The organism is Psychrobacter sp. Arc9 (genome assembly GCF_041431295.1).
GTDB lineage: Bacteria > Pseudomonadota > Gammaproteobacteria > Pseudomonadales > Moraxellaceae > Psychrobacter.
On record NZ_JASMRK010000034.1, the window covers coordinates 1 to 19,370 of the forward strand.

General features: G+C 43.8%; 18 protein-coding genes. 9 read left to right on the forward strand and 9 right to left on the reverse strand.

Features of this window, described 5'->3' with window-relative positions:
- Nucleotides 1–185 precede the first annotated feature (185 nt).
- Nucleotides 186–1,211, reverse strand: coding sequence for a polyprenyl synthetase family protein (locus QO187_RS12720; protein ID WP_179798402.1), 1,026 nt, complete (start codon nt 1,209–1,211; stop codon nt 186–188).
- A 569-nt stretch (nt 1,212–1,780) separates the two neighbouring features.
- Here QO187_RS12720 and rplU point away from each other — a divergent pair.
- The 3 genes from rplU to lolA all read left to right on the forward strand — a co-directional run bounded on the left by rplU (nt 1,781) and on the right by lolA (nt 3,536).
- Nucleotides 1,781–2,092 carry a 50S ribosomal protein L21 gene (gene rplU / locus QO187_RS12725; RefSeq protein WP_057761012.1) on the forward strand — a complete coding sequence of 104 codons (312 nt, stop codon included), beginning with the start codon at nt 1,781–1,783 and terminating at the stop codon, nt 2,090–2,092.
- Nucleotides 2,093–2,183: 91 nt separating this feature from the next.
- Nucleotides 2,184–2,441 carry a 50S ribosomal protein L27 gene (gene rpmA, locus QO187_RS12730; protein WP_021813611.1) on the forward strand — a complete coding sequence of 86 codons (258 nt, stop codon included), beginning with the start codon at nt 2,184–2,186 and terminating at the stop codon, nt 2,439–2,441.
- A 408-nt stretch (nt 2,442–2,849) separates the two neighbouring features.
- A complete protein-coding gene (gene lolA, locus QO187_RS12735) occupies nt 2,850–3,536 on the forward strand; it encodes an outer membrane lipoprotein chaperone LolA (protein ID WP_057761010.1) in 687 nt (228 codons plus the stop codon).
- 120 nt (nt 3,537–3,656) lie between these two features.
- Here lolA and scpB read toward each other — a convergent pair whose 3' ends face one another.
- The 8 genes from scpB to mrdA form a co-directional block, all read right to left on the reverse strand.
- A complete protein-coding gene (gene scpB, locus QO187_RS12740) occupies nt 3,657–4,217 on the reverse strand; it encodes an SMC-Scp complex subunit ScpB (RefSeq protein WP_102093772.1) in 561 nt (186 codons plus the stop codon).
- A gap of 124 nt (nt 4,218–4,341) precedes the next feature.
- A complete protein-coding gene (locus QO187_RS12745; RefSeq protein ID WP_102093770.1) occupies nt 4,342–5,202 on the reverse strand; it encodes a ScpA family protein in 861 nt (286 codons plus the stop codon).
- A gap of 138 nt (nt 5,203–5,340) precedes the next feature.
- Nucleotides 5,341–6,426 carry a tryptophan--tRNA ligase gene (locus tag QO187_RS12750; protein WP_102093748.1) on the reverse strand — a complete coding sequence of 362 codons (1,086 nt, stop codon included), beginning with the start codon at nt 6,424–6,426 and terminating at the stop codon, nt 5,341–5,343.
- A gap of 108 nt (nt 6,427–6,534) precedes the next feature.
- Nucleotides 6,535–7,623: a lipid A biosynthesis acyltransferase gene (locus QO187_RS12755; protein ID WP_102093747.1), complete on the reverse strand. Its 1,089-nt coding sequence runs from the start codon at nt 7,621–7,623 to the stop codon at nt 6,535–6,537.
- Nucleotides 7,624–7,947: 324 nt separating this feature from the next.
- Nucleotides 7,948–8,334: a 30S ribosomal protein S9 gene (gene rpsI, locus QO187_RS12760; RefSeq protein WP_021813618.1), complete on the reverse strand. Its 387-nt coding sequence runs from the start codon at nt 8,332–8,334 to the stop codon at nt 7,948–7,950.
- 10 nt (nt 8,335–8,344) lie between these two features.
- Nucleotides 8,345–8,773: a 50S ribosomal protein L13 gene (gene rplM / locus QO187_RS12765; RefSeq protein WP_057761004.1), complete on the reverse strand. Its 429-nt coding sequence runs from the start codon at nt 8,771–8,773 to the stop codon at nt 8,345–8,347.
- Nucleotides 8,774–8,983: 210 nt separating this feature from the next.
- The gene (gene rsmD / locus QO187_RS12770; protein ID WP_102093745.1) at nt 8,984–9,670 is read right to left on the reverse strand and encodes a 16S rRNA (guanine(966)-N(2))-methyltransferase RsmD; all 687 of its coding nucleotides are present in this window, start codon (nt 9,668–9,670) and stop codon (nt 8,984–8,986) included.
- Between the two features lie 69 nt (nt 9,671–9,739).
- Nucleotides 9,740–11,725 (reverse strand): penicillin-binding protein 2, encoded by a 1,986-nt coding sequence (gene mrdA / locus QO187_RS12775; protein WP_191113959.1) that lies wholly within the window; start codon nt 11,723–11,725, stop codon nt 9,740–9,742.
- A gap of 492 nt (nt 11,726–12,217) precedes the next feature.
- On the opposite strand from mrdA, the gene QO187_RS12780 reads away from it, so the two are divergent.
- From QO187_RS12780 to adk, 6 genes are all read left to right on the forward strand, one after another.
- Complete coding sequence (locus tag QO187_RS12780; RefSeq protein ID WP_101206367.1) at nt 12,218–13,552, forward strand: hypothetical protein; 1,335 nt, start codon at nt 12,218–12,220, stop codon at nt 13,550–13,552.
- A gap of 280 nt (nt 13,553–13,832) precedes the next feature.
- On the forward strand, nt 13,833–15,863 hold the full coding sequence (locus QO187_RS12785) for a heme lyase CcmF/NrfE family subunit (RefSeq protein ID WP_102091007.1): 2,031 nt from the start codon (nt 13,833–13,835) through the stop codon (nt 15,861–15,863).
- Nucleotide 15,864: 1 nt separating this feature from the next.
- Entirely contained in the window at nt 15,865–16,542 is a 678-nt protein-coding gene (locus QO187_RS12790) for a DsbE family thiol:disulfide interchange protein (protein ID WP_102093741.1), read from the forward strand.
- A 65-nt stretch (nt 16,543–16,607) separates the two neighbouring features.
- On the forward strand, nt 16,608–17,096 hold the full coding sequence (locus QO187_RS12795; RefSeq protein ID WP_371548551.1) for a cytochrome c-type biogenesis protein: 489 nt from the start codon (nt 16,608–16,610) through the stop codon (nt 17,094–17,096).
- Nucleotides 17,093–18,373: a c-type cytochrome biogenesis protein CcmI gene (gene ccmI / locus QO187_RS12800; protein WP_101206371.1), complete on the forward strand. Its 1,281-nt coding sequence runs from the start codon at nt 17,093–17,095 to the stop codon at nt 18,371–18,373. Before QO187_RS12795 ends, ccmI begins: the two co-directional genes overlap by 4 nt.
- Before the next feature lie 334 nt (nt 18,374–18,707).
- Nucleotides 18,708–19,361 (forward strand): adenylate kinase, encoded by a 654-nt coding sequence (gene adk / locus QO187_RS12805; RefSeq protein ID WP_180952604.1) that lies wholly within the window; start codon nt 18,708–18,710, stop codon nt 19,359–19,361.
- The last annotated feature ends 9 nt before the right edge of the window (nt 19,362–19,370 follow it).

Sequence of the window (19,370 nt, forward strand, 5' to 3'; positions counted from 1 at the left end):
ACGTCACTTGGTTTACCAGGTAGAATGTCTTTAATTCTCTCCCATTGGTCATCACGTAGGGCATGTCGTCTTGTCATGAGGGTTTTACTCAGATTGCTAAATATAGAGTTACTATAGCTTATTCTAAAATAACTGTGCTAATTGATGACACGCCCTAGTTAATAACACAGACGACTCAGCTTTAACTATACTAGTCGGGCGCTAGCGAGTTCAGTTAATTGATATAAGCCTGTACGATAACGGTTATCTGGTAGCGTACTAAGGGCATCTTGCGCCAGTTTGGTTTCCTCCAGCGCGCGCTGCTTACAATAAGCCAATGAGCCAGAACTACGTACCAACTCAATCAGCTGCTCAGCGTTTGGTGTCTTACCTGTCTGAACGGCAATACGTAACTGCTCATAGCCTTCAGTGTCGCTGTCTTTGAGTAGTTCGAGTGCTTTGATAGTCGGTAGGGTAGGTTTGCCTTCAGCAAGGTCATCGCCTAAGTTTTTGCCCATCACCTCACTATCGCCACTATAGTCGAGCACATCATCGATAATCTGGAACGCATTACCAAAATGCTGTCCGAAATCGCCCAATGCCGTCATATATTCTGTCTTGTCTTGCAAGATAGCAGCACCTTGGGTCGCCATCATGAACAGGCGTGATGTTTTGCCATCGATAATACGTAAGTAATCTTCCTCTGTTGCGGCAGGGTTATGCTGGTGCTGTAGCTGTAATACTTCGCCTTCGGCAATGTCACAAGTCCCATCAGAGAACACTTGCAACAACGGCAAGCTCTGAAAACCAACCAAGAGATTAAAAGCACGAGCAATCAGATAGTCACCGACCAACACAGCAGTGGCGTTGTCCCACGTCGCATTTGCCGTTGGCTTTCCACGGCGTTGCCCTGACTCATCGATGACATCGTCATGGACTAGGGTAGCGGTATGTAGCATTTCCGTGATAGCTGCTAGATGCATGGCTTTTTCTGAAGGATTGTCATCAAACATACGTGCGCAGAGCAACGTAATCAGCGGACGCATACGTTTGCCGCCAGCATTGATCACGTGTTGCGAGACGCTCATGACGAGTTGTACTTTTGAGTTCAAACTGCCAAACACTTGCTTGTCCATTACCTCAAAGTCATTGGCTACAATACTTTGAATATCAGCATAGCTAGGCGTCGATTGAGAGGCAGGCACGGTATTATTTAAAGAGGTACTAGTCATAATAAATAGTCATATTAATAAGAGTAAAGAGAATTGTTATAACCTTGACTTTATCTATCTATAGGTAAGGTATTATTTCGCTTATGATAGCATAGCTATCTGCTTAGATTGTTGGTTAAAGTATATAGCACAAGTAGGTCAAGCGTATGATATATAGGGCTTACTATGCCTATTAAATAGAATAAAAACGATAAGAAATGTCTTGTATTTTGAAGATATATCCTCTAGCGCATTTTAAGTTTATTGGTCACATAAATGATTCATAAAAGGCTGTAAGTAACTGATTGCATAAGTTATAATGGCCGCTGTTGGGCTTAATCTATCACTTATCATTACTATTTCTCATGTTTATATTCGTATTGTCGTTTATCGACTTTCCTTGATGAGCAGCAGTTATAGCAAAATGAGAGATGGTCATTAGTGTAACCACCTTGCAAAAACAAGAGGCGCGGCTTGCTTTTATGAGCAAAAAGCCGTAAAATCTTGCCTTTAATTTTTCCCTGTCGTGTTCGTCGTAAAAGCGTTGGTATAACATCAGCCACGGCACACGGGTTAAACGGAGTCATACAATGTACGCAGTAATCAAAACTGGTGGTAAACAGCACCGTGTAGTCGTCGATGAATTGCTTAAAGTTGAACTACTAAAAGCAGAAAAAGGCGAAACAATCAAATTTGAAGACGTGTTGATGGTTGTTGACGGCGATAACGTCAAAATCGGTCAGCCTGTTGTTGACGGTGCTAGCGTAGAAGTTGAAGTTGTTGAGCATGGTCGCGGCGAAAAAATCCGTATCATCAAGCACAACCGTCGTAAGCATTATCACAAAGAACAAGGTCACCGCCAATGGTACACCTTGTTAAAAATCAAAGCGATTAATGCCTAATTATCCATTTAGCAATTATTGCTAAATAGCGCACTAAATGCTTAAGAGTTATCGCATCAGCGATAAGTCAAATTAACAAGGAGATTTTCTCATGGCACATAAAAAAGCTGCCGGTTCGAGCCGTAACGGTCGTGATTCAAACCCAAAAATGCTAGGCGTAAAAATCTTTGGTGGCCAAGCTATCACAGCTGGTAACATCATCGTTCGTCAACGTGGTACAGAATTCCACGCAGGCGAAGGCGTTGGCATGGGTCGTGACCATACTTTATTTGCACTGAATGACGGTGTTGTAAAGTTTGCGACCAAAGGTAAATTTAACCGTCGTTATGTTACGGTTGAAAACGCATAATTATCTATTTAGATCGTTTTATTCTTTGGATAGAATGATCAGATAATTAAAAAAGCCCTTACTGCCTTATGGTAGTAGGGGCTTTTTACGTTTGTGGGGTGATATAAATTAATAATAATTCTAAGCGATATTTTTAAAGCCACTATTAGCATAATTACTGTAGCTAATAATTATAAATGCAAACTTTTACCGTGTAACTGTATTGGTTACAAGCGTGTATGGCAGCCGTAGTAAAGATTGCAAATCATGACTAGGCGCGTAATAAAAAAACTGGCACACTGTTGCCATTGCTGGTGGTTACCAGCTTTAGCTTGGTAAAATCAGTATTTATAGAAAACAAAAATTTCAATAGAACATTTTATTTTTAGCGACAACTTTAAAGCGATTATGCTTTTTTAGAGAGGATTTATGATGAACTTATCTACGAAAAAATCAACCAAACAAAAAATGATGAGTGGGGCTTTAGCAGGTGTATTAATGACATCGCTAGGTATCGCAGCGCCAATGATGGCATTGACTCAAACGGCTACCGCAGCTCCTGCTGATAATCTAACAGCTGCCAAACGTTTGAACAAATTGCTGACCAATACCAAGAGTATGACGGCTAATTTTAGCCAAACGACCAAAGGCGCGAGTAGTGGTACGTTTAAAGGCTCCATGAGTGTCCAACGTCCAAATAACTTCCGTTGGGAAACCAAGTCACCATCAGAGCAGTTGATCGTTGCTAATGGTAATTCTATGTGGGTTTATGACAAGGATTTAGAGCAAGCGACTAAGCAGAATGTTGACAGTCAAGTAGGTAATACACCAGCCTTGCTACTGTCAGGTGATCCAAGCAAGATTGATCAAAACTTCAAGATCACTCAGCCATATGACAACAAGAACTACTATGTACTCTATCCTAAGTCAGACAGTGCAAGTTTCAAAAGTCTTTCAATAAGCTTTAGTGGTGGCAAACCTGTCATGATGGTATTGAATGACACCCTGGGACAAACAACCTCTATTAAATTTAGCGGTATCAAGATGAACCCAAGTATTGGTAGCAGTCAGTTTAAATTTACACCACCAAAGGGTGTTGACGTTATCAATCAGTAATTAACCGATATATTGCTAGGTTTTGATATCAGTTCAAAATCAGCAACGTAATAAAAAGGATAGATCCTATGCGGTCTGTCCTTTTTTGTGTGAGTAACTATAGTTTGTTCAGCAGAAAACTTAAGACATGGATCGTATGGTTTCCATATCTGGCATAGGTGGTAGTTCATCTAAATGGCTTAATCCAAAGGCATCTAAAAACTGCGCAGTAGTATGAAGCAATGCAGGACGGCCTAAAGTATCTTTAAAGCCTTTCTCCACAATCCAGCCTTTATCAAACAACTGGCGCAGTATATTGCTCGATAATGTCACTCCACGCACATGCTCGATATCACTGCGTGTCACAGGTTGTTTATAAGCAATAACACTCAGGGTTTCAAGTAAGGCTTGGCTCAGACGTTCTTGACGCTGCGGAAAAGTACGCTGGATTAGACTGCTATAATCATCAGATATCTGTAAACGATAACCGCTGGCGGTCTCATGTAGCCTAAGCACACCTGTATCTAAGCGTTGTTGGAGTACTTCCAAGGTTTGCTTTAATTCTTTAGTAGATAATGACAAATGTTTTTTTAACGAGTGAGCGGTCAGCGGTGCCTCTGAAGCATGCAGCAGCACCTCAATACGTTTACTCATCTCTTCCAAAGAATCATGCTGCGCTTCAGCTGATGGTGATGTAGTCATAGCTGTTGATTCTTGGGTTTCGTCATGTTGCTTTGGGTCTTCAATATCTACCATCTAAAGTATGCTCTTATTTCAATATTGTGATTTTGATAGAGAATGGGCTAGGAGACAGTCTTAGAGCCTGCTAGGCAAGCCACTGTAACGTAAGTGCGGTAGGCTCACTATCCATATCAGACGGTTCGTCATTGAGAGCAGAGTTGACGATATCGCTATCTACCTCAGTATGGACAACACCAACCAACTGTCGCTTTATAAGCTCAAGTACGGCGACGAAACTCACGACCACGCCTATTTTACCTTGTGCTTTATCTAGTAGCTCATAAAAGGAGCGCGCCCCATCTGTACTTAACTGCCTGCTAATACTGGCAATACGATCGGCAAGTGGTACTGCATCAACTTTGATCGTATGCATTTGATAGTCGGGCTGTAGCTGCATTTTAAATAAACTATCAATCAGCAAGTTAGGTGAGTAGTTTGGTAGCTCCGCATTCATAACGTCTTGACCAGGCATACTAACCATTGCCAAAAACACATCACGTTCTAAGCGTACTAGATTGTCTAGGCGCTGACTGACCACTTTGATTTGCGCGTACTCTTCGAGGCGTTCGATCAACTCTGTTTTTGGATCACGCTCGTCGGTTGGGGTGTCAGGGGCGGGCAATAGCAGTTCGGTTTTGATAGCGATGAGCGTTGATGCCATTAGCAGATAATCACCCGCTAATTCAAAGTGATCGGTATCCAATTCACCGATATAAGCTAAGTACTGCTCAGTGATAGGCAAAATGGGCATTTGGGTCAAATCGACGTTGTTTTTTTTGACCAAATACAACAGAAAATCCAATGGACCAGCAAATTGCTCTAACCAAATAGCAAAGGCTTGCGGCGGTACATATAGATCTTCTGGCAAATGCTGCACAGGCGTTTGATAAATACGTAGCGACATATCATGGTTGATTGACTCATCAAGCTCGCTCTGATTGTCCATAGGCTCGGAGGTTGAATCAGCCATAGCAGATAAGGCGGCTTTAGACAAAGCCGCCTGTCTGATGTTTAGTTCATTTTGCACGTTTAGCACCCGCTTTGATAATAAATTGCGCCAGTGAAACGACTATTCCAGCAACGATTATTTAAGCTTAGCAAGTGGACGAATACCGATAGCACGGCGAGCTTTGTCTAGTTGCTTACGACTATGGCGACGGGCTTTATCCGCACCCATCTGCAAGATTTCTTCTAGCTCTTTTGGATTGGCCATCAGCTCTTCGTAACGTGCACGGAATGGCGCGATTTCGTCATTAATCTTATCAAACAGAGCTTGCTTAGCGTCACCCCAGCCAATACCAGCGGCATAACGCGCACGCATATCAGCAATCTCTTCAGCGGTCGCAAATGCTTTATAAATCTCAAAGATAGCTGAATCATCAGGATCTTTTGGCTCATCAGGTAGCTGTGAGTTAGTCACAATTTTCATGATAGCTTTATGCATTTGTTTTTCAGGACTAACTTGTGGATTTGGCTCACCGAATAGGGGAATCGTATTGCTATAGCTCTTACTCATTTTGCGGCCATCAAGCCCAGTAAGCAGCGGTATATCGTTATCAACGACTGCTGACGGTAACGTGAAAAGCGACTTATAACGATGATTAAAAGTACCTGCGATATCACGCGCCATCTCGATATGCTGTACTTGGTCACGACCAACAGGCACGTGGGTCGCATTAAACATCAAGATATCAGCCGCCATTAACACTGGGTAACCAAACAGCCCCATGGTGACACCTTGATCAGGATCGACATCGGCTTTTTCTGTATTGATATCAACGGCTGCTTTGTAGGCATGGGCACGGTTCATCAAACCTTTGGCACATGAGCAGTTCAAGATCCAAGCAAGTTCTGGAATTTCAGGCACGTCTGACTGACGGTAGAACGTCACACGCTCAGGGTCTAGACCACAAGCAATCCACGTAGCGGCAATGGCTCTCGTCGATTCATGAATGATAGCAGGGTCATAGCAGCCGATGATGCCATGGTAGTCTGCCAAAAAGAAAAACGCTTCATGATCACTATTTTGAATAGACTCAATCGCTGGACGAATCGCGCCAACATAGTTACCTAAGTGCGGAATACCAGTCGGTTTGATACCAGTCAGAATGCGCTTGGCTTCGGTTGAAGTCTCAGAAGTTTGATTGTCAGGAGTACTGTTATTGCTCATGGAAAATCCGTCATTTTGTTTATCAAATTATTATCAGTGCATAGCTAAAATGCAAAATATTAGCCGCAAAGTATAGCAAACTTCACCAATATTTTTGGGAATAAAGGCTTACTTATAAATATCGGTACGACCGTTTGGCCCATGTTTGAAGCGGCGATGGAACCACATCCACTGAGTGGGATCAATACGAATGAGCCCTTCTAAGACTTCATTGACCCGAGTAGCATCAGTGACTTCATCATTACTTGGATAATTGTCTAGTTCTGGTGTAATCGTTAAATGATAGTGTGGGCGTTTACCACGCGGCAAATTGTCAGGCGTCTGCCGATAAGTATGCAGTGCCATGACAGCTGGTGGCTGTGCTTTGCTACCCAGTTTTGCCATGCGACGCGATGCAGTAATCGTCGCAGCTGGCACACCGAAGAATGGCGCCATGACACCTTGCTTGAGGCCATAGTCTTGGTCAGGAGAGTACCAAATGACGTGTCCCGCTTTAATAGAGGTAACCAAGCTACGCATATCACGACTAGAGATTTGCTTACCAAATATATTGGTACGACCATTATAAATAAACCAGTCTAATAAAGGATTGTTTTGCGTACGATACATACAATCTACAGGGAAAAACTGTGCACATAATAGGCCGCCCAAATCTAGCATCGTATAATGCGCACCGAGCAGGATAACTGGCCGCTGCTCATTTTGCGCATTAACAATATGCTGTAACCCTGAGATGGATACAGTTCTAGTAAATATATTGGGTCGGAACCAAGCGCATAATGTTTCAAACACACCAATGCCTTGATTGACAAATACTTGCTTGGCCATTAATTCACGTTCAGCTTCAGGCTTCTCTGGAAAAGCCAACTTAAGATTGATTAGCGTATCGCGTCTACGTGAGCCAGCAGCTTTATAAATCAATATACCAAGCTTACGACCTAGCCAAAACTGCCAACGTAACGGCAGATATATCATCGGTAGCATTATTAAGAATAATAACCAAATGCCCCAATTCTTTGGTAATAAAAACTGCCACTGAAATGGCTTGTTATCTGCTTGCGCTGTACGCTTATGATTTTGAGTAATCGTCGGTGTGCCAGCAGGTATAGCAGGCGACTTAGCCGATTGTTTCATGCTAGGCGGCACGCTGCTATTGGCAGATGGCTTGCTAGGGTCGAATTGTTCTGGCGCTTTCATAATATCCTTCTGCGGCACGGTTTGAGGCATCATGGCTAATAATAAAAAGTTACTGATATGATGGGGTAGCGTTTAATGCTTTGCAAGTTAGAATTTCTACAGACGCTCTACTTTGTAGTGTCGAAACAAGGCACTCATGTTAATTATCGCTGTAAGACAAAGCTGGTTTGATTAAGACAATTAAAGTGCTATCAGTAGGCATAAAAAAACCTTATAAGCTGTGACCAGCTTATAAGGTTTTGCAAAACCAGACTCTTATTTAACTTTGCTACTGAAGCTCTGAGAAAAAGACAACAGCAGCAAAAAGATAAGAGAGAGTTTTGATTAACGTTTTGAGAACTGTGGACGTTTACGTGCTTTGCGTAGACCCAGTTTCTTACGTTCAACTTGACGTGAATCACGAGTAACAAAACCAGCTGCTTTTAGGGCAGGCTTCAAAGTTTCGTCAGCTTCGATTAATGCACGTGTGATGCCGTGGCGGATTGCGCCAGCTTGACCACTAATACCACCGCCTGCAACAGTTACATATAAGTCATATGCGTTAGCAGAGTCTAGTAGTTCTAATGGCTGACGTACAACCATGCGTGAAGTTTCACGGCTGAAGTATTCGTCAAGTGGCTTACCGTTAACAACGATACTACCAGTACCTTTTGATAAAAATACACGAGCAGTAGACGTCTTGCGGCGACCAGTTCCGTAATTGCGTTCCATAAGTATATCCTTAGATGTCTAGTTCTTTAGGTTGCTGTGCAGTATGTGGATGATCAGTACCCGCATAAAGTTTCAGCTTCTTGATCATCGCATAGCCAAGAGGGCCCTTTGGAAGCATACCCTTAACTGCTTTGTGTAGAACATCTTCAGGCTTATGTGCAAGCAACTTATTGAAGTTGGTTTCTTTAATACCACCTGGGTAGCCACTGTGACGATAGTACTTTTTGTCTTGTGCTTTTTTACCCGTTACCGTGATTTTGTCAGCATTGATGACAACAATAAAGTCACCAGTATCAACGTGCGGAGTAAAAGAAGGCTTGTGCTTGCCACGTAAGCGAGTTGCGATTTGAGTGGCTAAGCGACCAAGGGTTTTGCCGTCAGCATCTACGACATACCAGTCATGGGTCACTTCAGCTGGTTTTGCACTAAGTGTTTTCATGATAAAACCTTAAAATTAGAATTCGTTGAGAGTTTAGCTGGGAACGGGGCTCTCAAAAAACAGACTGCACATTATAAGCAGTAGCGCCTACGCTTGCAAGCTGCATTGGGGTTTATTTTCGCCTTATATACATTAAACTGCAGCGTCGGCCAGTTTTTAGCGGTTCTAAACATTTGTAAAATATGTTAACGGCTTTCATTAACCCGACAATTATGACGATGATAGACGATAAAGTCCAGCAACAACTTGTCCGACTTTGGTTTGTTTCAAGCATTCAAAAGCGATTAGTTGCTGAGTAACGCTCGATTGAGGGTCTAAATTCTCATTTAGTGACGCTTCCAATTGCTTAAGCTGTGCTGCCAAATCTTTATCAGCTTCTAAATAAATTAGTGTTTTAGTATTTATTAAGGTATTGGTAATAAGCGCAGTCAAAATAGGCTGCCATAAATCCTGAGCATAAGGTGGATCGATAAATACGATGTCAAAGGGGCGTGCAGTCAGATGCTCTTGACGTAATACTTGCTCAGCAGTGCCAGTGAAGATTTGATAAGCAGCAGCTTCAAGACGTAATTGCTCAGCACTCTGACGTAGCATGTTGCTTTGTGCTGGATTGATTTCGATAAATGTTGTGTGGGCCGCACCGCGAGATAGCGCTTCAAACCCCAGTACGCCACTGCCAGCACAGCTATCGAGTACATGGGCATCATGAATGTCAGCGAGTAGCCAGTTAAATAAAGTCTCCCGCAAGCGATCTGGGGTCGGGCGCAGGCCATCTGCATCGATGAAACTTACAATACGGCGTTTAAACTGACCACCAATGATGCGCACATCACCCACTGCCGCACTTTTCGCCTTACGGTTGTTCTTTGGTGCGCGTCCATTTGAGGCTTTTTTCATTATTGTGTCTCGCTTACCAATTCTTTGCTAGGTTTTGCTTTTTATACTATTAAGTACTTAAACGTCTAGTTACTCAGACGTCGCTGCTGCCGCTTCAGCTTCCGCGGCTTCTTTCTCTTCCAATGCTTTTGCTTCTTTATCACGAATGGCATCACGCATGGCTTTTTCAAAAGCCTTTTGGCGTTTAATGACTTTTAGCTCATCAGCAGAAGGTGGCAGCACAGGATCTGTCTTACGTTGTAATACCCAGTAGTCAAACAGAGCACGGCCAATAGGTGCTGCAACAGCACTACCACCGCCGCCATTTTCAACCAATACTGCAAGGGCAATCTGCGGGTCTTCTACTGGCGCAAAACCATTAAACCAAGCGTGATCCCAGTGGCGCTTATCGATTGCTGACTTGTCATAGCGCTTGCCCTGCGCGATAGACTTCACCTGTGCAGTACCTGTTTTACCAGCGATACGATAGCGCGGGGTATAGATACCGCGTCCTGTACCGTTTTCTACCACGCTTTCCATCGCATCATGCATACGCAACCAGTCGGACGGCTTACCGTTATAGTCGATTTTGCCATCTGGCTTAGTGATGATTTTGACGTCTGCGGCGCCGTCACTGCTCTTTAATAAGTGCGGGGTGATATGCTGACCTTTACTGGCTGTCATGGCTGTAGCGTTGGCAATCTGTAGCGGCGTCGCCAAGAAATACCCTTGTCCAATACTGACAGAGATGGTTTCGCCCGGTAGCCAGTCTTTATCGTAAGTGTCTTTTTTCCATTTTGGTGATGGCATGATGCCTGATTTTTCGTTAGGCAAATCAATACCAGTATCTTCACCAAAACCAAAACGCACCATCCAGTCATGCAGACGCTGAATACCCATCTCATAGGCCAACTTATAATAATAAGTATCGACCGACATCGCGATGGATTTTTTTAGATCTACCGTGCCATGACCGCCACGTTTCCAGTCGCGGAATCGATGCGTATCACCAGGTAAGCTAAAATAACCAGGGTCATAGATAGTACTGTTCCAATCACGTAGACCATAATGAATACCGCCCAAACCCTCAAATGGCTTGATAGTAGAACCAGGTGGGTAGGTACCTTGGAGGGCACGGTTATACAGTGGCTGATCCAAATCTTCACGCAGATCGTCGTAATCTTTAAAAGAGATACCTGATATAAAAGGGTTAGGGTCGTAGCTTGGATTACTAACAAATGCCAATACATCACCGTTTTTTGGGTCTATCGCAACGATTGCACCGCGGCGTCCATCAAGTTGCTGCTGGGCGATAGTTTGCAAGCCATAATCCAAGCTCAACGTAATATCGTTACCCGCTATCGGCGGCTTGGTATCCAGCTGGCGTAAGATATTACCATGTGCGTCTGTTTCTACCGATTGATAACCTGGTTGCCCAAGCAAAATATCTTCATAATAATCTTCGATACCAATTTTACCAATCAAGTCAGTACCAGCATAACGGTCTTTATCGATACGCTTTGACTCTTTGTCATTGATACGTCCGACATAGCCAATGACATGGGCAAACAGCTCATCATAAGGATAAGAGCGCGTAAGCTTGCTTTGGATAGATACCCCGCGGAAGAATGGCTTACGCTCACTAAACTGAGCCAACTGTGCTTCTGTTAAATCAATCTTAATCGTCACAGGGTCGTTTTTATTTTTACTTAGACGCGCCAAGATGTCAGTTATATCTGTATCGGTTAAATCAAAAATCGGCGCAAGCAGATGCAACGTACGTTCAGGATTTTCCACCTCATCAGGGCTGAGCATCGCTGTAAATACAGGCTGATTGTCTGCCAGTATTACCCCGTTACGATCATAGATATACCCACGACTAGGCGGCGCAGATATCAGTTTGATACGGTTGTTATCGGCTTGCGTTGTGTATTGATCATGAGCGTAGACTTGCAAATACCCATAACGTGTTATCAAACCGCCCAAACCGATCAATATTATAATCCCAAAGATGATAATACGATTGGTAAAGGTGCTGTTGACCTGTTCGGTATTGGGAGTTATCGGTTTATTCATAGAAGATCAGAGCCCAAAAGGTCAGTGAGTCAATAAAAGAAAAATAAGAGGGCAGGTTGGTTAACCAAAGTGCGGTGAGTCTAAAAGATAATGCAAATGGTTTCAATCACATAGAAGGGTATGGTGTGAAATCGTCATGCAGTCATTTATACGTAGGTAGTTTTTGTTATTTCACTACAAATTATAACAGAACAAATGAGCAGGCGCAGTACTCAGTCATATATTTTGTTCTGGTTATCTGATAGCCAAGAACTGGCTTATATTCAGGTTTTGTTGGTTAACAGACGATATGAACCATGTCATCTTTAGTCACAACTTGCCGCTGGTCTATATGTGCTAATAAATGGCAAGTATGCTAAAATCAGGCGATTTATTTTATAGTAGTTATTATGGGCGGAGCGTCTTTTGAAACGTTCTCATTTTGCTAAAGTTTCGTTATCAGTAGCGATAATGTTAGCAACGACAATCAACCTGTCAGGGACTAGATAAGTCATGGACGTAAATTCATTATGGCAGACGATAGCTGAACACCCAGAGTTTTTTGCCATGCTGACCATCCCACCAGTGACGGCATTCGTCACTTGGGTACATGTGTGGATGGCGCTCAAGATGCTGTTCTATCCGGTCAAGTTCTGGGGTATTCGTATTCCGAACTTCCCATTTTTTGGGCTGCCAGGTATCGGTTGGCAAGGTATTGTTCCGCGCAAAGCGGGCAAGATATCAGGAGTTATCGTTGACCAGACGCTCTCAAAACTCGGTTCGCTTGATGAGTTTTTTAAGGCGATGGAGCCTGAGCAAATGGCGATATTTGTCACTGATACGGTAGACAAAAATCTTGAGCCATTGATTGATGAGATTATGTTGGATCACTCGCCAGCATTGTGGGGCAATCTACCTTACGCCCTAAAGCGCCGTGTCTATGCGCAAGCCCATAAAGAGCTGCCCAGTATTATGCAGTCGCTTGTGACAGATTTGACTTATCATGTCGAAGACTTGGTCGATATGCGCAAAATGATTGTCAATACCATGGAAAATGATCGTCGTTTGATGGTCAATATGTTTCTAAAGGTCGGACAAAAAGAGATCGACTTTATCTGGCACATCAGTGCTTTGATTGGTCTGGTATTTGGTATTATCCAGATGTTTATATTTTTGGTAGTGCCGCAGCATTGGACCGTACCGTTCTTTGCCGCGATTTGGGGTTTTCTCACCAATTGGATTGCCATTTGGATGGTATTTAATCCAGTAGAGCCGCACTTTATACCTTATTTGAAGTTGTTTACGGTGCAGAGTCGCTTTCCATTTATCAAACCCGTCATACCGCATATCGCAAAGTATCGTTTGCAAGGCGGCTTCATGAAGCGCCAAGAGGAAGTTTCTGAGGTTTTTGCTGAAATTGTGGTAAAGGATTTGGTCACTTTAGAAAACATCATGAATGAAATGATGTATGGCGATCGCTCAGCGCAAACCCGTGATTTGATGAAATCGCATCTATATACGGTGCTAGAGTCACCAGTGATTAGTACGACATTACGTGTGGGATTGGGTCGCCGTGATTATGGACAACTCAAAAATACCATTATCGACAAGTCTATTGTCGCAACAATGGTACCACTGCGAGATCCTGAGCTAAATGAAAGCCGAGCCAGTAAGATATTCGGTCTGTTTCGCGATAGAATACGTGCGCTCACGCCAAATGAGTTTCAAAATCTGTTACGTCCAGCTTTCCGAGAGGATGAGATGACGTTGATTGTTTTGGGTGGTTTGACTGGTTTTCTAGCAGGTTGGTTGCATTTAGTGTTAGTATTTTTCCCCTCAATGCAATAATGCACTAATAATTATTTTTAATTAGTTATGAACGGCTGTATTGAATAAGCTTTGAATAACTAAAAAATGTAAAGTTAACAACAGATAAGCATTTTGTATCAATCATTCATATTGGTACGTCACAATGATAGTAGCGGGTTTTATGTGCTTCTACAGCAATTGAAACCTCAGTTTTTAACCGTAAACTATGACCGCATAAAGGACTATTAGCGTTTGCCAGTGGCTAGCAATGCCATCGGTGAACCCTTAATTGTATCCAAGGTAAACAAGGTTAGACCGTATGTTAATCACAGAATTGGGTTATTTTGCCTTGCTGGCCGCTTTTATATTGGCGATTTTGCAGGTGGTACTACCAACCATTGGCGTCATGCGTGACCACGTCGCTTGGCAGCGTTTGGCGCCAAGTCTGGCATGGGCACAATTTGCGGCAATGATCACCTCATTTGCAGCATTGATGGCAGGCTTTTATTACAACGACTTTAGTCTCGTCTACGTCACTCAGCATTCCAATACATTGCTGCCTTGGTACTATAAGCTGTCGGCGACATGGGGCGGGCATGAAGGCTCGCTACTGCTTTGGATGACCATCATGGCCACTTGGTGTGCGCTGGTCTCTTACTTCAGTCGTGGATTACCGTTGTCTATGCGTGCGCGAGTGCTGGTGATATTGGCAGGCGTGCAGATGATGATGTTAGCGATGCTTATCTTTACCTCATCACCATTTGATCGCACATTACCTAATCTACCTGTTGATGGCGCAGATCTAAACCCTGTATTGCAAGATTTTGGTCTGATTATTCATCCACCGATGCTTTATATGGGCTATGTGGGCATGGTTGTGCCATTTGCGTTTTGTATGGCAGCATTGTGGGAAGGGCGTTTGGATGCGGTATGGACACGTTGGTCGCGTCCATGGGCCTTGGCTGCTTGGGGTTTCTTAACAGTTGGTATCGCGCTTGGCTCATGGTGGGCTTATTATGAGCTTGGCTGGGGCGGTTGGTGGTTCTGGGATCCAGTAGAGAACGCCTCATTGATGCCGTGGTTGGCAGGAACGGCGCTACTGCACTCACTTGCTGTCACCGAAAAACGCGGTGTATTTAAAGCATGGACAATCATGCTCGCAATCTTTGCTTTTGCGCTTAGCTTGCTTGGTACGTTCTTAGTACGTTCAGGTGTCATCACCTCAGTGCATTCATTTGCCGCTGATCCAACGCGTGGTCTAGTGATTTTAGTCATCCTCGGTATCATCGTCGGTGGTGGTCTGCTGATGTTTGCTGTACGTGGTTGGCGTTTGACGGTCGAGAGTCAGTATCGACTTATCTCACGTGAATCATTTTTGGTAATTAACAACGTTATTATTCTAATTTCAACCTTAGTGGTACTACTTGGGACGCTCTATCCTATTATTGCTGATGCCTTTAATTTAGGTCAGGTATCTGTTGGCCCTCCATACTTTAACGCTCTATTTGTGCCGTTGACATGGCTACTACTGGTGGCGATGGGTATGGGCTCTAATATCCGCTGGAAACAAGACAGCCGCCCGTTATTGGGTGCTGGTATGGTTATCGCGGTGAGCAGTTTGGTATTAGCCGCTATTATCACCTATTTCACCAGTCCATCAGCGATGTTAAATATCGGTGTCACATTGGCTGTGAGCTTTTGGGTGTTGTTATGGATGGTTGTCGATTTCAAAGACAAGACCAAAAATGCACCAAGTCGCTTAAACGGCTTACGTCAGTTGCGTCTAAGTTATTGGGGTCAACAGACCGCTCATATTGGCGTTATCATTGCAGTTATCGGCGTGGCATTTACCAGTACGTTGAGTATTGAGCGCGATGTGGCACTAGGGCCTAACGATAATGTCAATGTGCAAGGCTATGACTTTACGGTGAAAGGCTTTAGTGAAGTAAAAGGCAGTAACTTTGACGCTACGCAAGCAGAAGTAACAGTCAGTAAAGACGGTCAAGAAGTGACCACGTTATATCCTGAAAAGCGTAACTATATCATCAGTATGATGCCGATGACGGAGGCTGCGATTGATGCCAATCTGATGCGCGATGTGTACGTAGCACTTGGTGAGCCAATTGCTGAAGATAGCAATGAATGGGCTTTCCGTATCTATGTCAAACCGCTTATCCGCTGGATATGGTTGGGTGCGCTTATCATGGCGTTCGGTGCATTGCTCAGTATGCTAGACAATCGTTACCGTATTAAAAAAACCAAAACACCTGCGCAAATCGCGGCCAAAAAATCAGGCTTTGCGACGGTTGCGGATTTGGATACGTCAGCTACAAAGATAGGGGAGCGTTAATATGACTACCTCAAACAATGAATCTGATAAAAAAGCTCAGCAAGAATCTGTCAACGAGATCAAAACACCAAGCAGCAATAAAGTAAAAACTAAGAAAAAACTTAAAATTGGGTTTTTGATTCCGCTGGTTATCTTTATTGGTTTGGTCGCTATGCTCTATATGCGTTTGGGCAAACCGACTGATATCGTGACCAATACAGCGCTTGAGCGTCCAGTACCTGCCTTTGAGTTGCCGTTATTATCAGATACGAGTCGTATCATGACCAATGACAACTTGCCAGATAAGCCATTCCTCATGAATATCTGGGGCTCTTGGTGTCCAACTTGTATCATTGAGCATCCTTTTCTAATGAAGCTAGAAGAGCGCGGTGTTAACTTAGTGGGCGTAAACTACAAAGATGATATTGGTGATGCGTTAGGGTATCTGAATCGCGGTGGCGACCCGTTCTCTATGTCTATTCAAGACTTGTCAGGGCAGTTTGCTCTAGATTTGGGTCTGACTGGTGCACCTGAGACTTTCATCGTCGATGGTGATGGGATTATTCGTCAGCATATCATCGGTGAGATCAATGAGAGCAATTGGCAAAGTCGTATTACGCCTTGCTTAATGGTACTCAATGACGCTAGTAATAATGGTGTCAGTCCAGATCCGAGCCAAATTGCGGAGGCGTGCAAATGATAGCCTACCAAATAAGAAACGCGACCATAAAGTTAGTAAGCTTGTTTATCGCTTGTCTATTCAGCATGGCAAGCTTTGCTGCCATTGATGTCTACGATTTTGATTCTGTGCAACAAGAAGCCCAGTACCGCGGTCTTATCGAAGAGCTGCGCTGCCCGAAATGTCAAAACCAAAACTTGGCAGGGTCTGATGCACCCATTGCCCAAGACTTAAAGCAAAAAACCTATGACTTGATAAAAGATGGTCGTAGTGATGGCGAAATTCGAGCCTATATGCAAGAGCGTTATGGTGATTTTATAAGTTATAAGCCGCCAGTACGTCCTTCAACATGGATTTTATGGTTTTTCCCACCATTATTATTGATCGTTTTATTGGCCGGTTGGTTTTGGCAAAGTAAACGCCGTCAGCTTGTCGCCAGCGGCGAGAGTGGTGTAGCAGTAGACAACCATGTCAAAGCGTTGTCTGCCGCTGAAAAAGCAGAACTTGATCGCTTATTGTCACGAGCCAATAACGATGACAAAGACGACACTACAAGCCTTGGGGGCAAAAAATGACCATATTTTCTACTGTTGGCTTATTTATTGCGCTAAGTTTACTTGTCGCTCTTTTATTGGGTGTTATCACCATTAAGCCGTGGTTAAGAGCACCGCGTTCGCATAGCATGCCTGTGGACAATCAACTGCTGGATATCAACGTTGCTGTGTTTCGTGAGCGACTAGCAGAGCTGAAAACAGACAAAGACAGTGGTATCATTGATGACCATCACTATCAAAACCAGAAGCTTGAGCTTGAACGTCAGCTTTTGGATGCTCAGCGTGAAGTGTCACCGATGGTTACGCCAGGTATCAAAAGCCGATTGATTATTATGGTTTGGGTGCCTGTATTAACGGCCATGGCATATCTGATGGTCGGTGATCGCACACCTGTATTTGAGCTATGGGCTGCTGAGGACAAAGTCGGTCAAGTGGCAGACGATCTATTAACAGGTAGAATCGATCAGCCACCGGCTTGGGCAATTGAAGATGGTAATCAGCTGATTAGTGCCATGCAGACTAACGTCTATCGTCATGCTAGCGACTACAATCGCTGGATGCGCCTATCGGAGCTGTTCTTGTCATTAGAGGCGACTGATTCGGCATTAGAGGCTTTGTCGCGCGCTTATCGTCTATCACCTGATAACGAAGAGATTGCGACCACTTATGCGCAGATTAGTTTCTTTGCTAATAAGGGTCAGTTAGATGCCAATAGCCGCCGAGTGTTAGAAAACATACTGGCCAAAAACCCAGAGCATGAGGGCGCACAAATGCTTATGGCGATGGGTGAAGCCCGTGCTAGTAACTTCGATCAAGCGCAAGGCTGGATTAAACGTCTGCGTGACAGTATCGCGGCCAAACCAGGTGATCATACGCAAGCGCTATCAAGTCTAGATGAGCTTAGCGCTAATGTGGTGATGCAGCAACAGCAAGCCTCTGAAGGCGTCGAAGTGACAGTCAAAATAAATGCTAGTCTGTTACCATTGGTAAAAGCTGACGATACGCTGTTTGTAGCGATACGTGACGTGAAAGGTGGTCCACCATTTGCGGCTAAGCGTCTACCGATTAGCAATATCAAACAAGGCGAAGCGGTTATTAGCCTAAGTGATCTTGATGCTATGATGCCAGAGCGTACCCTAGGGTCGGCTCGTTCTGATAAAGTACAGCTAGCGGTCATCGCTCGTATCAGTCATAGTGGCAATGCTACCGCAGAGTCAGGCGACCTCTCGGGTAATCCAGTGGTTATCAGCGCAGAACAAAATCAGGTCAACGTGGAAATAAATCAGCAAGTTCCATAGCCATAGTAGTAATATAAATACTGGACGCTAATGGTATTTATTATATAGACGCTGTTGCTCAGTATGGACGCGAGCAGCAGTGTTATGATTGACTTGATTAAAAGAGATATAAAGGTAACCCAGATATATAAATGGGCACTCCAAACGCAGTCAATACTGCTGCTTTTTATCTTGAATTGACCATGTATGAACAGATAAGTCATGCCAACTTGTCACATCAATAATGAAAATACTTGAGCTTTGCAGGGCCACAAGGTAAGGTAGCTTTGCAAACAACTAATCCCAGAGTTTTATTAATCCCAAAATCCTATCTATTAAGGAGAGTCGTGTAATGATGCGTATTATTTTACTAGGACCACCAGGCGCCGGTAAAGGTACCCAAGCCCAGTTTATTTCTAAAGAATATGATATTCCACAGATCTCAACTGGCGACATGCTACGTGCAGCAATTAAAGAAGGTAGCGAGCTTGGCAAAAAAGCCAAAGATATCATGAATGCTGGTGGTTTGGTTTCTGATGACCTCATTATCAACCTAGTGAAAGAGCGTATCGCTAAGCCTGATTGCGTGAATGGTTGTATCCTAGATGGTTTCCCGCGCACTATTCCTCAAGCGCAAGCACTTGCAGACGCTGATGTTGCTATCGACCATGTTATCGAAATCAGCGTACCTGATGACGAAATCGTGAGCCGTTTGTCTGGCCGTCGTCAGCATCCAGGTTCAGGTCGTGTTTATCATGTCGATCACAATCCACCAAAGGTTGAAGGCATCGATGACGTCACTGGTGAAGCGCTCATCCAGCGTGAAGATGACCAAGAAGCGACTATTCGTGACCGTCTATCTACTTATCATGAGCAAACATCAGCATTGGTTGGTTTTTACCAAGACAAAGCTAAAGAAGGCGATGATGCGCCTAACTATGACAAGTTTGATGGTACGCAAGGTATCGATGACGTTAAGCAGCAAATCCTATCTGCACTAAAAGGCTAATTATCGATG

Excerpts from the sequence above, each read along its gene's own strand:
- QO187_RS12720 (WP_179798402.1), bottom strand. The coding sequence starts at position 1,211 with ATGACTAGTACCTCTTTAAATAATACCGTGCCTGCCTCTCAATCGACG.
- rplU (WP_057761012.1), top strand. The coding sequence starts at position 1,781 with ATGTACGCAGTAATCAAAACTGGTGGTAAACAGCACCGTGTAGTCGTC.
- rpmA (WP_021813611.1), top strand. The coding sequence starts at position 2,184 with ATGGCACATAAAAAAGCTGCCGGTTCGAGCCGTAACGGTCGTGATTCA.
- lolA (WP_057761010.1), top strand. The coding sequence starts at position 2,850 with ATGATGAACTTATCTACGAAAAAATCAACCAAACAAAAAATGATGAGT.
- scpB (WP_102093772.1), bottom strand. The coding sequence starts at position 4,217 with ATGACTACATCACCATCAGCTGAAGCGCAGCATGATTCTTTGGAAGAG.
- QO187_RS12745 (WP_102093770.1), bottom strand. The coding sequence starts at position 5,202 with ATGGACAATCAGAGCGAGCTTGATGAGTCAATCAACCATGATATGTCG.
- QO187_RS12750 (WP_102093748.1), bottom strand. The coding sequence starts at position 6,426 with ATGAGCAATAACAGTACTCCTGACAATCAAACTTCTGAGACTTCAACC.
- QO187_RS12755 (WP_102093747.1), bottom strand. The coding sequence starts at position 7,623 with ATGAAAGCGCCAGAACAATTCGACCCTAGCAAGCCATCTGCCAATAGC.
- rpsI (WP_021813618.1), bottom strand. The coding sequence starts at position 8,334 with ATGGAACGCAATTACGGAACTGGTCGCCGCAAGACGTCTACTGCTCGT.
- rplM (WP_057761004.1), bottom strand. The coding sequence starts at position 8,773 with ATGAAAACACTTAGTGCAAAACCAGCTGAAGTGACCCATGACTGGTAT.
- rsmD (WP_102093745.1), bottom strand. The coding sequence starts at position 9,670 with ATGAAAAAAGCCTCAAATGGACGCGCACCAAAGAACAACCGTAAGGCG.
- mrdA (WP_191113959.1), bottom strand. The coding sequence starts at position 11,725 with ATGAATAAACCGATAACTCCCAATACCGAACAGGTCAACAGCACCTTT.
- QO187_RS12780 (WP_101206367.1), top strand. The coding sequence starts at position 12,218 with ATGGACGTAAATTCATTATGGCAGACGATAGCTGAACACCCAGAGTTT.
- QO187_RS12785 (WP_102091007.1), top strand. The coding sequence starts at position 13,833 with ATGTTAATCACAGAATTGGGTTATTTTGCCTTGCTGGCCGCTTTTATA.
- QO187_RS12790 (WP_102093741.1), top strand. The coding sequence starts at position 15,865 with ATGACTACCTCAAACAATGAATCTGATAAAAAAGCTCAGCAAGAATCT.
- QO187_RS12795 (WP_371548551.1), top strand. The coding sequence starts at position 16,608 with ATGGCAAGCTTTGCTGCCATTGATGTCTACGATTTTGATTCTGTGCAA.
- ccmI (WP_101206371.1), top strand. The coding sequence starts at position 17,093 with ATGACCATATTTTCTACTGTTGGCTTATTTATTGCGCTAAGTTTACTT.
- adk (WP_180952604.1), top strand. The coding sequence starts at position 18,708 with ATGCGTATTATTTTACTAGGACCACCAGGCGCCGGTAAAGGTACCCAA.